An 11,860-nucleotide genomic window follows, 5' to 3' on the forward strand; every position below is an offset into this window, starting at 1 on the left:
GCCTTGTCCGCCGCTGCGGTTGTCTTCGTCTTGCGTGGCATTCATGCTCCTTGTTGACATGCTATGCCTCACACACAAACTTTCTGACAGGCTCGATTGCCCTGCTGCTGAGGTAAGGATGCTCGCCGTACCGAGTGTTTACTCCCCAATCTCTTTGCGCGCAGCGCGTACCCCCATCTTGAGCACCTCGCGCACCCGCTCCAGTTGAGCAGCGCGGGGCGTCACCTCACCAGTCTCCCACTTGTAGACACTCACCACCGAGATGCCGAGCAGCCGGGCCATCTCTTTCTGGGTCATGTGCAGTGCATGTCGCTTGGCAATCAGGGCTTCATGGCTGAAGGTGAATTGGCGTCCACCCCGCACTTTGCCCCCTTCGGATTCCACGGCCCCTGATGTCGCTTGCTGGCTGTCAGAGAGCGCCTTGGACTGTCCTAGAGCAGCCTGCTGGCGCTCAACGAGCGTTGCAGCCTTCTCCTGTGCCTTTGCCAGGGCATGCACCTGGGAAGTCAGCGCCTTGAGATCGCGCTTGAGTGCGGCGATCTCAGAGCGCTGTGCAGTGACCGTTTTGCGCAAGGTGCCCAGTTCACCTTTGATTTCCTTGCGTGCCATGCGCAGGACTTCGGAGCGGAAGGCGTCGGAGAAAGTTGTCATGGATTCAACTCGGTTTTGTCAGTAGCGCCAAGCGTAGCAGGCGCCAACAAAAAAACCGCCCGACGGATGTTGTACCCGGGGCGGTCGGTTGGATGGGGCGCAGCGGCTTACTTGCCGGCCTTCTCCGCCTTGCGCTTGGCGGCCTTGGGATCGACCACGGCCTTGAACTTGGCACCAGGCACGAACTTGGGTACGGTGGATGCGGGAATCTTCAGGGCTGCGCCGGTGGCGGGGTTCTTGCCGGTGCGGGCGGCCCGCTTGACGGACTTGAAGGTGCCAAAGCCCACCAGTTGCACCGCATCGCCCTTTTTCACGGCGGTTTGGATGGTTGCGATCAGGGTTTCGAGGACAGCGTTGGCGGCCGTCTTGGACAGTTCGTTCTTGGAAGCCAGGATTTCGACGAGTTCGGCGCGGTTCATATGGGTTGGTTGTTGTGAGGAGTCAAGCTCGATTTATAGCCGATGCGCGCTCCCATGGCGGTCCAAAGCGACGGGCAATCGGCTCGGTGATCCTGCACCATGCGAACAGCACGCTCGCGGACCTCGGGGGATAACTTCTGTGACTTGTTCATGGCTCCATTTTCTTAAGAGCTGGAGCCTCCTCAAGCCGGGGCCGTTCAGCCAGCCGGAGTAGATGGGCCGCATGTATAGTGCCAGCAGGCCGACCTGGCCCATGGTTTCGTGGTCCGTAACCGAGGCTAGCTTAGCCGCGCTGTTGGCGATAGACCGTCGGTGCGTTCGATGTTGCGGTAGACGACGCCGAGTTCATGCATGGCGGTTTTCTTTCAGTTGGACGTCCAGACGTGGGAACACGCGGCGAGCGTTACCCTCATAGATTTGGTGGCGGGCGTCGCTGTCGAGCTTCGACGCTTCGATATAGCGTTTGGTATCGTCGAAATAGTGGTTGGTCTGCGGATCAATGCCCCGTACTGCGCCGATCATTTCCGAGGCGAACAGGATGTTCTTCGTAGGGATCACGCCGGTCAGCAGGTCGATGCCGGGCTGGTGGTAGACGCAGGTGTCGAAGAACAGGTTGTGCAGCAGGTGATCGTCGAGTAGCGGTTTCTTCATTTCTTGCGCCAGCCCGCGGAAACGACCCCAGTGGTAGGGTGCAGCGCCGCCGCCATGCGGGATGATGAAACGCAGCGTGGGGAAGTCCTTGAAAAGATCACCCTGGATGCACTGCATGACGGCGGTCGTGTCGGCGTTGAGATAGTGCGCGCCGGTGGTGTGGAAGCACGCGTTGCAGCTAGTGCTGACGTGGATCATGGCGGGGATGTCGTACTCCACCATCTTTTCGTAGATTGGGTACCAATGGCGGTCGTACAGCGGCGGACTGGTCCAGTGACCGCCAGAAGGGTCCGGGTTCAGATTGATGCCGACGCAGCCCAGTTCCTTTACGGCTCGCTCGATTTCCGGAACGCACGTGGTCGGGTCCACGCCCGGCGACTGCGGCAGCATGGCGGCCGGTGCGAAGCGGTCGGGGAACAGGCGGGCGACACGGGCGCAGAGGTCGTTGCAGATGGTGGCCCAGACCTGGGACACCGCGAAGTCGCCTATGTGATGCGCCATGAAGCTGGCACGCGGGCTGAAAATGGTGAGGTCGATGCCGCGCTCGTCCATCAGGCGCAGTTGGTTGGTCTGGATAGATTCGCGCAGTTCGTCGTCGTTGATCTGCAGCGCGGTGGGGTCCGGAGGAGTCGTGCCGTTGGTGAAGGCTTCGATCTGGCGGTTGCGCCAGTCTTCGAGCGCTTTGGGCGCGGTAGTGTAGTGGCCGTGGCAGTCGATGATCATGCTGTTACTGATGGTGGATTGAACTGAAAGTCAGGATGGCTGTGTCTAAAGCAGGCCGGCTGGCGCCATGCCTTCCTGCCGTATGGCGTCAAATGCAGCGCTGGAGCGCAGGAAGGCGATGAACTGCGCGGCTGCTACCGTTTCCCGGGCAGTCCGGCATACTGCGGCGCTAAAGACCGTGGTGATTTCGCTGCCCGGCGGAAGGGGGCCTAGCAGGTCTATGCCTTTGCAATGGATCAGCTCACTGCATTGCTGGAAGCCAATCTCCACGACGCCTTGGGCGATGAGATTCCCCACTGGCGTGCCTGGCGGGGCCTGGACCAGGCGATCCCGCAGGGATGCCAGAATACCGAGCCGCTCGAACCATTCCAGTAGGGCTTTGCCACTGGGACCCGTCGAGAAGCCGATGCTGCGAGCATTCGCAAGGCTTGCGCAGAGCTGCGCCAGTGTCTCGATCTGGAAGTTCGTACCGGGCGCCGCTGCGATCGCCACCTGTGATTGCGCCATCGCCTCGGGCGTCCCGATACGGCCGGTAACCAGGAGCTTGTCCAATGCGTCGGACGCGAGCACGACGACATCGCAGGTATCGCCTGCGTCGATGCGGCGTGCCGCATCGACGCCGCCTACAGACTCAAGCGCGACTGGTTGGCCGCCCGACGCAGCCCATTGCGTGCACAACGTCGCCAGAAGTTGACGGGTTGCCATTGAGGAAATGCATATCAAGGGTGTCATGGGCATCCGTGCAAACAGCCTAAACTTAAATAATGGACCTCAAACAACTCGAATACTTCGTGCGTGTCGCTGAGTTGCAAAGCTTCACCCGCGCGTCCATTGCGATCGACGTGGCGCAGCCGGCACTCAGTAGGCAGGTTCGCCAGCTCGAGGTCGAGCTGCGACACAACCTGCTGGTGCGCAATGGGCGCGGCGTCACACTGACGGAGGCCGGAGAACTCTTTCTTGAGCACGCCCGAGGCATCCTCCACCAGGTGGAGCATGCGCAGGAGTCGCTGGGACGGCTGCGGGGCGCTTTGGCGGGCCGAGTGGCTGTGGGACTTCCTCCAAGCCTGGCTAAGCGATTGACAGTCCCTTTGAGTAGAGCCTTTCGCCAGCGTCTGCCCAATGCAACGCTGTCGATCACCGAATCGCTTTCGACGGCCATGCAGGCCGCCTTGATTGCTGGACGCCTCGACATTGCGCTCCTGTACAACCTGGCGCCTTCCAATGAGCTCGACAGCGAGGTCATCCTGGAGGAGGAGTTGTTCCTGATTTCTCCGGCTGATGTAGATGGCAGGCGCGATCCCGTGCCCCTCCAGGCTCTGGCCGATGTTCCCCTGGTCATCCCGACGCGGCCCAACGCCATCCGCAGCATCGTGGAAATGGAATTGGCCAACATCAGCCGCAGACCCTTGGTTGCCATGGAGATTGACGGGGTGTCTGCCATCCTGGACCTGGTGCTCGATGGCGTCGGGCACGCTGTACTGCCCATCAATGCCATCCTGACGGCATCGCAGCCGCAGGCATTCGTTGCGCGCAGGATCGTGGGTCCAGAAGTGCGCAGCCGACTGGCACTCGCTACCAGCTCCCAACGGCCTATCAGCCCTACGCAGGCGGCGGTGGCCGGGCTGATCCGCGAACTTGTAGCGCATGCAAGTGCCGAACTGTCAAGCCAGACTACTGCTTTTCAATACCAGCCTGCTGAATGACGCCGCTCCAGCGCTTGATCTCTTTGGTGTAGAAGTCCCACTGCTGCGCTGGCGTGCTTCCCTTGCCTTGCACGCCCAGCTTGGCCAGACGTTCCTTAACCTCGGGAGAGCTCAGCACTGCGTTCACCTCCTTGTTCAGGCGGGCGATGGCGTCGGCCGGTGTGCCTGCCGGTGCGGCAATCGCGTTCCAGCTGGCCACGTTAAATCCGGCAGCGCCGCTTTCCGCAACGGTCGGCACGTTTGGGAGCGCGGGTGCGCGCTTGTCGCCCATAACGGCCAGCGCGAGGAGGGTGCTGCCGTTGATCTGGCCAAGTACCGGGGCCAGGATTTCGACGCCAGCGTCCACCTGCTCGCCCTGAATGGCCGTGATCACGGCAGCACTTCCGTTGAATGGGACGATCTGCACGTCGATGCCGAGGCTGCGCTTGAACAGCTCCGCGGCCAGGTTCTGTGTGCTGCCCGTGTTAATCGTGGCGATATTGACCTTGCCGGGATGGGCTTTTGCATAGGCCACAAGATCTTTCAAGGTCTTGAACCGCGACTTGGGGCTGGAGATTACGGCCATGTCGAAGTACCCGAGCATGGAGACCGGTGCAAAACTCTTGAGGGGGTCGAAGGGCAGGCTCTTGAACATACCCGCCGTCACCGCGTTGCCGTTTGACATGAGCAGCAGGGTCAGGCCGTCGGGTGGCGCCTTGGCCACCGTGTCAGAGGCCACGATGCCGCCGGCGCCTGGCTTGTTATCCACCACGATGGACTGCCCTGTGGATTCCGTCATCTTTTGCGCCACGACCCGAGCGGTCAGGTCGGCCACGCCGCCTGGGCCGAATGGCACGACCAGCCGAATTGGCCGGCCGCCTCCGAGCTGCGCAGACACTGTGGTGCAGGCCAGGGCCGCAAGAGCTGCCAGCATGGAACGTCGAAGGAAGGGGATGGCGCGATTCATTTGTCTCTCCATATGGCCATGGATCAGAAGCGATGGCGTACGCCGAACACCAGCGAGCCCTGTCGGTCAAAACCGCTCAGGCGGTCTGACAGATAGACGGTGTAGAGGTCGGTACGTTTCGACAGGAAATAGTCATAGCCCAGCGCTGCCGTGGTGCGGCTAGCGTCGACGCCCGGTGCTTCGCGCTGTGTATGGGCGACGGAGGCCATTACCGTTCCTCCAGCTAAAGGAGCGGAGACGCCCAACTGGCCAGTCTTGGTTTTCAGCCGGGTGTCTGACGTGTCAGTACGGAAGTATTGACCGAAAAGCTTAATGGCCTTCAGATCATAGGACAGACCGGCCATGGCCGCCTTCTCTGTGGTGATCGGGGCCGTGATGCCGGGGCCGTAATCCACATGCTGGACAGACACCACGGCGGCGAAAGGCCCATTGGCGTAGTTCAGCGTCGCGTTGACGTTGCGCACGCCGCTTTCGTTTGCCCGTTCGCCGAACCCGTATGTCGCCGAGGCTGTCAGCCCTCCCAGACTGGGCGTCAAGTACTGGACTGAGTTGTCCCAAACGCTGTCACCCAGCACCGTGCGGTTGTAGTTGGCACTCCATACATGCAGCATGGAAGGCGCGAGATTTGCGGACAGGCCGAACGGATTGAAGTTGCCTGTGGCCACGAACATCGGGTTAGTCTGACGGCCTAATGTCAGTACGCCATACTTGGCATTGGCCAGCCCCACTACGGCATTGCGCGAGAAGAAGGGGTCCGCCGTGGTGCGGCCCATGGCGCCGGTGTCGACCTGGAAAAAGCTTTCCAAAGCGAAGAAAGCACGATTGCCGCCGCCCAGATCCTCGCTACCACGGAAGCCGTAGTAGGAGGTGGTTAGGCCGCCGCTGTTAGCGACAGTGGTGCGCGCGTTCTGGTTGCTGCGGCGGACACTGCCAACATAGGTGTCGAGCACCCCGTAGATGGACACGGTGCTTGCCGGAACGATTTGCTGTTGCGCCCAGGCGGGCGAAAGCATAGCGCTGGAGCTGAGAATACACAGCGATGCCACGGTCGAATAATGCTTTTTGATCATTTGTCTCTCTTGGTTGAAGGCTGGGTGAACTATCGCTATCCGGGTCTCGCTTCGCTATCGGTAGAGCGCACTTGCAGATATGCCGTTTTGGCATTGAAGATGCGCTCACCTCGGTTTCATGCCGCCCAATACAGACGCATGGGGTTGTCCACGAGCAGTGCCTGCTGGAGTGCGGCCGTTGGTGCGATTTGAGGAATGAAGTCCACGAGTAGTCCGTCGTCGGGCATGTGGTCCTTCAGATTGGGGTGCGGCCAGTCGGTGCCCCACAGCACGCGGTCAGGGAACTCCTCGACCACCTTTCGGGCAAACGGCACCACGTCCTGGTAGGCATTCTGCTCGCCGTTCAGGGCCTTGGGGCCGGTGACGGACAGGCGCTCGGGGCAGCTCACCTTGCTCCACACATTGGTGTGTTCGCGCATGAATTTCAGGAGCAGCGCGAACTCTGCGCTGTCCACGCCCTTGGCTATGTCGGGCCGACCCATGTGGTCCACCACGACGGTGGTGGGCAGGCTGGTGAAGAAGTCCCACAGTTCGGGCAGGTCCACCGCCTCGAAGTAGATCACCACATGCCAGCCCAGCTTGGCGATGCGCGCGGCAATCTCCATCAGCTCGTCCTTGGGTGTGAAGTCCACCAGGCGCTTGACGAAGTTGAAGCGAACGCCGCGCACGCCCGCAGAGTGCAGTTGCAGCAGCTCTTCATCAGAGACGCTGCGCTTGACGGTGGCCACGCCGCGTGCCTTGCCGCCGCTGGCCAGGCAGGCATCCACCATGGCGCGGTTGTCGGCACCGTGGCAGGTGGCCTGCACGATCACGTTGCGCGCAAAGCCCAGGTGGTCGCGCAGCGCAAACAGCTCATGCTTGCTGGCGTCGCACGGGGTGTACTTGCGCTCGGGCGCGTACGGAAATTCCGCACCGGGGCCGAACACGTGGCAGTGCGCGTCCACAGCGCCTGCGGGCAGCTGGAATTGGGGCTTGGCAGGACCGGCAAACCAGTCCAGCCAGCCGGCGGTTTTGGTGAAATCACCGGAAGTCGATTTGGACATCTTGGTTCGTTCTCGCAGGGTTCTGGTCAATCGGGTTTGATGTTGGCTTCACGCACGAGTTTTTCGTAGCGTTGGCGCTCCGAACGAATCAATGCCGCAAACTGGTCGGCCCCGCCTGGCAGCACCTCGCCGCCGACGGCGGCCATGCGGTCGCGCACTTCCTTGGTCTGGAGCGCCTTTTGCACCTCAGCGTGCAGCTTGGCGACGATGGGCTTGGGGGTGGCCACCGGTGCGACCAGTCCGTACCAGACCGAGGCCTCAAAGCCAGGGAAGCCAGACTCGGCGATGGTCGGTGCGTCAGGGAACACAGAGGTGCGTTTGGCACTCAACACAGCCAGCACTTTCAGTCGACCACTCTTCACGTGGGGCTGGGCCTCAAGCGCGTTCACGGCCACCAAGGGCAACTGGCCACCGATCACGTCGGTCAGTGCCTGAGAGCCGCCTCGGTAGGGGATGTGCAGCAACGAGACTCCGGCAGCGCGCTTGAAGAACTCGATCGCCATGTGGGGGGTGGACCCATTGCCGGGGCTGGCAAAGGAAATGCTTCCGGGCTTGGTCTTGGCGGTGGCAATCAGTGACTTAATGTCGTTGTAGGGTGCATTGATATTGGCAGCAATCACCACCGGCACGCGGCCGACCAGTGCTACCGGGACAAGATCCTTTTCTGCATCGAACGGCATCGGTTGGTAGAGCGCCATGTTGGCCGCCAGCGCGTTGGCCGCCATCAGCATGGTGTACCCATCGGGTGGCGATTCAACCACGTACTTGACGGCAATGTTGGTGCCAGCGCCGGGCTTGTTGTCAACCACAAACGGCTGTCCCAGGCTGCCCTGCAAGGCCTGCCCTACAGACCGTGCCACGGCGTCCACGGCGCCGCCCGCCGAGTAGCCGACGACGATCTTGACCGGCTTAGAGGGGAAGTCTTGCGCGTGAGCAGCCATTGGGCCTGCCCCAGCCGCCACCAGGTACGAGACAGCCAGCGTGCCCAGCAAGCGACGGGACATCAGGGCGAATTGATAGAGCATAGGAATGGGTCTCTGTAATGGAGGGGATTGAGCAAATGGAGGGCAAGGACAAACGAGAACGACAGGGACAAGAGTGACTGGAACCTGGCAGGCATCGGCACGCTTCGTTTTTAATAGCGATCAGCGCGTTATGAAAAAGCACCAGGGGTCCAAACACTCAAAACCCTTGTTCAATCGATGTACTTGAGGCCCGCCTTCTCCAGGCCGGGGCGCATGTTGTACATATCCAGACCCAGTATTCCGCTGGCGAGCTTGGCGCGCTTTTCACCTTCAAAGCTTTCGCGTTTTTGCGCGGCGGCCAGCGTCTCTGCTGCGCGGGCGGCGGGTACGCACACCACACCATCGTCGTCGGCCACGATCACGTCGCCCGGCGTGACCAGCGCACCAGCACACACTACAGGGATATTGACCGAGCCCAGCGTGGCCTTGATGGTGCCCTTGCTGCTGATGGCGCGGCTCCACACGGGAAAGTTCATCTCCTGCAGCGTCTTCACATCGCGGACGCCGGCATCGATGATGAGCGCGCGCGCGCCACGGGCCTGGAAGGAGGTGGCCAGCAGGTCGCCAAAGTAGCCGTCGGTGCACTCGGAGGTAACCGCCGCCACCACGACGTCGCCAGGCTGGATCTGCTCGGCCGCCACATGCATCATCCAGTTGTCGCCGGGCTGCAGCAGCACGGTGACAGCCGTGCCGCTGACCTGCTGGCCGCTGTAGATGGGGCGCATAGAGGGCTTGAGCAGGCCCACGCGACCCATGGCCTCGTGCACGGTGGCCGACCCCAGCGCGGCCAGGCCGTCGGCGGCCGCACGGTCGGCGCGGGTGATGTTGCGGTAGACGACACCGAGTTCGTACATGTTGTTCTCCTTGTGAAATTACAGGCCCTTGGTCTTGAGCGTGGCATCCAGGCGCGTGAAAACGCGGCGCGCATTGCCTTCGTAGATCAGGTGTTTTTCCTCGGCATTCAGGTTCTGTGTGGCCTCGATGCATCGCTTGGTGTCGCCATAGTGGTGACCGGTCTGGGGAGCGATGCCGCGCATGGCGCCGATCATTTAGGGGCTACACCCGGCGACTGCGGCAGCATGGCGGCAGGAATGAAGTGGTCGGGGAACAGTTGGCTGACGCGGTAGCACGGCTCGTTGCAAATGGCTGCCCAGGTGCTCGACGTCTGGAAGTCGCCAATATGGTGCGCCATGAACGAGGCGCGGACTGAAGATGGTCAGGTCCGAACCGCGCTCCTTCATCAGCTTGAGTTGTTTGTTCTCAATGGTCTCGCGGATGTCATCATCGCTAATCTTCAGATCGATCGCCTTGGGTGGTCGTTAGTGCGCTCAGGTTCTGGCGCGTCGCCATGGATGAAATGCCGTGGAGGGGGGCATAGCTTGCCTCGTATTCATTTACTGAGCCTTATTGTGGCCAGCACTCTCCTGTTGAGACAGCCCAGGTATGCCGCTAGCAGCTATGCCGTAAAAGCATAACTGCTACAACACGCTGCACTGCTCTTTATGCTGGCCGCAGCACTCGCAACAGCACTGGAAGCGCGAAAGGCCTGGGTGGGCCGCTCGGACTTGGTGGTTGCGTAAATTTTGCAGGGCTGACTCTGTGATGTTGCTGTAAACCAAGTGTGGGCGTCCGGCGGCCCACCTTTCAAAGGGTCAAGCCTGGAGTCTGTGGCGGCCAAGCTGCGAGGGCCGGATCTGACGCTGCCATCGGCGGTGCGATGGTTGCGGCGCCGGGTGCGCCCAGTTAGCGCTGCCATCGCTGCTCTGCTGGCGGGCGGCATGTGCGGAATGAGTGGCGTGTTCGTGGCTAAAGGTTTCCTGGAGCAACTTCGGCGAGATCTCGACACAAACACACTGGCCGAGTTGCCTGCGCCGCTGGGCTGGCGGCGCAGACGCTCGGCGAGCGATAGCGTCGCTGGCAAGTACCAACACGAGATGGGGCTGACAGACCTCCAGTGCAGCTCTACCGTGGTTGGACCACTTCGGAACTACCCGCATGGCCATCCCGCCGACCCCTTCCCCATCAGCATCCCCCGCCAAGCGGGAAATCTTGACGGTCTGGCGCGCCGACCGATGTCTTGGCGAGCAAAGCGCGCAGCAGTACCTGCAGTGGATCAGGCTGGGTTTATCTCCGCGCAAACCTGACCCACCGATGCAGTAACCGTTTTTTTGATCTGGAGTACTCTTCGGGTCGCGCAAGACCTTGGATGCCGCAGTGGCGACCTTGGCAGAGGGGCCATTTGCCTTCCGGTCATCACGTGGCAGTGCATTTTCTCCTGAACAAAGTCTCCCATGACAACGCTGCTCGCCGTAGAAGCCAAGCTCGGCGCTCAGGGCATGCCCGGGTCGTCAATCTCGGGCGGCAGTGGCTGATCAAGATCGACTTCGACGCCTGATGTCAGTGAGCGGAGGTGCTCAACAAGCTCAGCATCGACGGGCACGCACAGGGCTTCATAGGCCTGTACGAGCAATATCGAGGCGTTGAGGCGTTCGCCTGCAGGCGTATCCAGATCAGGGTCTGCATCCACCAGCAGCGCGGAAACCTCCTTGAGGATGGCCCGTTACTCTGCCTCGGTGCGGATTGGTTGGACGTTCGTGCTGAATGCCTTGCGTTTCAGGTCTTTGCGGTGTTCAAGCGCAGCATCAACGTCATCGGGTGCTGTGGCGACTCCTGAAATCCGTAGTGCTCGTAGAACTGCTTTGCTCGGTCGTGCAGGGCGTGGACGAGAAGGGCGCGCACGCCCGCGTTCTGCGATACGGCCACGGCACGATTGACAGCGTCTTGAAGCAAGGCGGCTCCAAGCTTGATACCCTGGGCACGATGGTCAATAGCGAGCCGTGCCAACACCATCACCGGGACGGGGTCGGGCATGTTTCGTCGCACCCCGCTCGTAGCCATCTGGTGTGAGACCGCACCAGCGGCCATCGCGTAGTAGCCATAGACACGGCCATCGTGACCTGCGACGACGAAAGTGCGGCTGGCACCGCTCAATTGGTTGACCAATGCCCGGCGCTGAAGCCACCCATCGAGACTGGCTTCCCCGCAGGCGAATCCGTCCAAGAGGTGGGTGACCGCCAGTGGTTGTGGTGCGCTCAGAGTCAAGCTCATGCCGCGCCAGTGCTCCAGGGCGCCTTGACAGCCATCAGGCGTTCAAGCCCGGGGTTGGGACCAGGAGGCCCATCCAGCATCGCCGTGAACTGCTTGAACTTGTCGACGTCCAGACTGAAGAAGATTTGATCCAGCACCACGGCTTGAGCTCGGTCGCAGGCTGCTTCGAGCATGAAGTCCGAACGGTTCTTGCCAAGCAGAGTAGCAGCGTGATCGATCAGATCACGCTGTTCGGGCAGGGCCCGCAGGTTGATGGCCGCATCGCGCATTGGGTTCTCCTATTGATGCATACACAATAAATACACGCATTGTTGCCCAATGTGTAGCTATTGTCAATACATGATCGTCGCCAATAAGGTAACACCGAAGTCACTTTGGAAAGCGGCGACCTTTTGGCACATCTGCCCGACTCCTGGGTTGTGGAACGGCGGATTCAAAAGTGAAGTGCAACACCCTGGGTTTCAATGAACGAGGGTGGAGTGCTGCGGGCTGTTGATCAGCAACTCGCGGTATACGGCCAG

The 11,860-nt window shown here is 61.2% G+C and carries 14 protein-coding genes and 2 pseudogenes; 1 reads left to right on the plus strand and 15 read right to left on the minus strand.

The genetic code is table 11. The annotated features are described in order from the left end of the window. Window positions 1-138: 138 nt before the first annotated feature. The 5 genes and pseudogenes from BLW02_RS18600 to BLW02_RS18615 all read right to left on the minus strand — a co-directional run bounded on the left by BLW02_RS18600 (window position 139) and on the right by BLW02_RS18615 (window position 3,149). Entirely contained in the window at window positions 139-651 is a 513-nt protein-coding gene (locus BLW02_RS18600; protein ID WP_092701409.1) for a helix-turn-helix domain-containing protein, read from the minus strand. Between the two features lie 107 nt (window positions 652-758). Further along, window positions 759-1,070, minus strand: coding sequence for an HU family DNA-binding protein (locus BLW02_RS18605; protein WP_092701412.1), 312 nt, complete (start codon window positions 1,068-1,070; stop codon window positions 759-761). A 204-nt stretch (window positions 1,071-1,274) separates the two neighbouring features. Beyond that, a pseudogene (locus tag BLW02_RS20270) lies at window positions 1,275-1,423 on the minus strand (4-carboxy-4-hydroxy-2-oxoadipate aldolase/oxaloacetate decarboxylase); the annotation flags it as partial. Continuing rightward, window positions 1,416-2,444: an amidohydrolase family protein gene (locus BLW02_RS18610; protein ID WP_092701415.1), complete on the minus strand. Its 1,029-nt coding sequence runs from the start codon at window positions 2,442-2,444 to the stop codon at window positions 1,416-1,418. The gene BLW02_RS18610 and the pseudogene BLW02_RS20270, both read right to left, overlap by 8 nt. A 45-nt stretch (window positions 2,445-2,489) precedes the next feature. Continuing rightward, window positions 2,490-3,149, minus strand: coding sequence for a substrate-binding domain-containing protein (locus BLW02_RS18615; RefSeq protein ID WP_244273760.1), 660 nt, complete (start codon window positions 3,147-3,149; stop codon window positions 2,490-2,492). Window positions 3,150-3,208: 59 nt separating this feature from the next. Between BLW02_RS18615 and BLW02_RS18620 the strand changes: the two genes are divergently transcribed. Continuing rightward, window positions 3,209-4,147 carry a LysR substrate-binding domain-containing protein gene (locus tag BLW02_RS18620; protein ID WP_092701419.1) on the plus strand — a complete coding sequence of 313 codons (939 nt, stop codon included), beginning with the start codon at window positions 3,209-3,211 and terminating at the stop codon, window positions 4,145-4,147. Here the strand turns inward: BLW02_RS18620 and BLW02_RS18625 are convergent. The 10 genes and pseudogenes from BLW02_RS18625 to BLW02_RS18660 form a co-directional block, all read right to left on the minus strand. Beyond that, complete coding sequence (locus tag BLW02_RS18625; protein WP_092701422.1) at window positions 4,116-5,093, minus strand: tripartite tricarboxylate transporter substrate binding protein; 978 nt, start codon at window positions 5,091-5,093, stop codon at window positions 4,116-4,118. The two genes, BLW02_RS18620 and BLW02_RS18625, sit on opposite strands and share 32 nt — an antisense overlap. 23 nt (window positions 5,094-5,116) lie before the next feature. Then, window positions 5,117-6,163, minus strand: coding sequence for a porin (locus BLW02_RS18630; protein ID WP_092701425.1), 1,047 nt, complete (start codon window positions 6,161-6,163; stop codon window positions 5,117-5,119). A gap of 116 nt (window positions 6,164-6,279) precedes the next feature. Next, window positions 6,280-7,206: an amidohydrolase family protein gene (locus BLW02_RS18635; RefSeq protein ID WP_092701427.1), complete on the minus strand. Its 927-nt coding sequence runs from the start codon at window positions 7,204-7,206 to the stop codon at window positions 6,280-6,282. A gap of 26 nt (window positions 7,207-7,232) precedes the next feature. After that, entirely contained in the window at window positions 7,233-8,210 is a 978-nt protein-coding gene (locus tag BLW02_RS18640) for a Bug family tripartite tricarboxylate transporter substrate binding protein (protein ID WP_092701442.1), read from the minus strand. Window positions 8,211-8,401: 191 nt separating this feature from the next. Beyond that, complete coding sequence (gene ligK / locus BLW02_RS18645; protein WP_092701431.1) at window positions 8,402-9,085, minus strand: 4-carboxy-4-hydroxy-2-oxoadipate aldolase/oxaloacetate decarboxylase; 684 nt, start codon at window positions 9,083-9,085, stop codon at window positions 8,402-8,404. A gap of 18 nt (window positions 9,086-9,103) precedes the next feature. Further along, entirely contained in the window at window positions 9,104-9,268 is a 165-nt protein-coding gene (locus BLW02_RS20475; protein WP_425285683.1) for a hypothetical protein, read from the minus strand. Between the two features lie 14 nt (window positions 9,269-9,282). Next, a pseudogene (locus BLW02_RS20480) lies at window positions 9,283-9,544 on the minus strand (amidohydrolase family protein); the annotation flags it as partial. Window positions 9,545-10,560: 1,016 nt separating this feature from the next. Continuing rightward, a complete protein-coding gene (locus BLW02_RS19820; RefSeq protein WP_139285415.1) occupies window positions 10,561-10,758 on the minus strand; it encodes an AbrB/MazE/SpoVT family DNA-binding domain-containing protein in 198 nt (65 codons plus the stop codon). Between the two features lie 86 nt (window positions 10,759-10,844). Next, window positions 10,845-11,339, minus strand: a complete 495-nt coding sequence (locus BLW02_RS18655; RefSeq protein ID WP_092701434.1) for a GNAT family N-acetyltransferase — start codon at window positions 11,337-11,339, stop codon at window positions 10,845-10,847. After that, window positions 11,336-11,608, minus strand: coding sequence for a type II toxin-antitoxin system TacA family antitoxin (locus BLW02_RS18660; protein WP_092701437.1), 273 nt, complete (start codon window positions 11,606-11,608; stop codon window positions 11,336-11,338). The genes BLW02_RS18655 and BLW02_RS18660 overlap by 4 nt, the downstream gene beginning before the upstream one ends. Window positions 11,609-11,860 lie beyond the last annotated feature (252 nt).

The sequence above is a fragment of the Acidovorax soli genome (assembly GCF_900107605.1).
Taxonomy (GTDB): Bacteria; Pseudomonadota; Gammaproteobacteria; order Burkholderiales; family Burkholderiaceae_C; genus Acidovorax; species Acidovorax soli.

What these genes read in the sequence shown, in the direction of transcription:
- BLW02_RS18625 (WP_092701422.1), bottom strand. Translation starts at nt 5,093, where the DNA reads ATGAATCGCGCCATCCCCTTCCTTCGACGTTCCATGCTGGCAGCTCTT.
- BLW02_RS18660 (WP_092701437.1), bottom strand. Translation starts at nt 11,608, where the DNA reads ATGCGCGATGCGGCCATCAACCTGCGGGCCCTGCCCGAACAGCGTGAT.
- BLW02_RS20475 (WP_425285683.1), bottom strand. Translation starts at nt 9,268, where the DNA reads ATGCGCGGCATCGCTCCCCAGACCGGTCACCACTATGGCGACACCAAG.
- BLW02_RS18620 (WP_092701419.1), top strand. Translation starts at nt 3,209, where the DNA reads ATGGACCTCAAACAACTCGAATACTTCGTGCGTGTCGCTGAGTTGCAA.
- BLW02_RS18600 (WP_092701409.1), bottom strand. Translation starts at nt 651, where the DNA reads ATGACAACTTTCTCCGACGCCTTCCGCTCCGAAGTCCTGCGCATGGCA.
- BLW02_RS18655 (WP_092701434.1), bottom strand. Translation starts at nt 11,339, where the DNA reads ATGAGCTTGACTCTGAGCGCACCACAACCACTGGCGGTCACCCACCTC.
- BLW02_RS18630 (WP_092701425.1), bottom strand. Translation starts at nt 6,163, where the DNA reads ATGATCAAAAAGCATTATTCGACCGTGGCATCGCTGTGTATTCTCAGC.
- BLW02_RS18635 (WP_092701427.1), bottom strand. Translation starts at nt 7,206, where the DNA reads ATGTCCAAATCGACTTCCGGTGATTTCACCAAAACCGCCGGCTGGCTG.
- BLW02_RS18610 (WP_092701415.1), bottom strand. Translation starts at nt 2,444, where the DNA reads ATGATCATCGACTGCCACGGCCACTACACTACCGCGCCCAAAGCGCTC.
- BLW02_RS18615 (WP_244273760.1), bottom strand. Translation starts at nt 3,149, where the DNA reads ATGGCAACCCGTCAACTTCTGGCGACGTTGTGCACGCAATGGGCTGCG.
- BLW02_RS18640 (WP_092701442.1), bottom strand. Translation starts at nt 8,210, where the DNA reads ATGTCCCGTCGCTTGCTGGGCACGCTGGCTGTCTCGTACCTGGTGGCG.
- ligK (WP_092701431.1), bottom strand. Translation starts at nt 9,085, where the DNA reads ATGTACGAACTCGGTGTCGTCTACCGCAACATCACCCGCGCCGACCGT.
- BLW02_RS18605 (WP_092701412.1), bottom strand. Translation starts at nt 1,070, where the DNA reads ATGAACCGCGCCGAACTCGTCGAAATCCTGGCTTCCAAGAACGAACTG.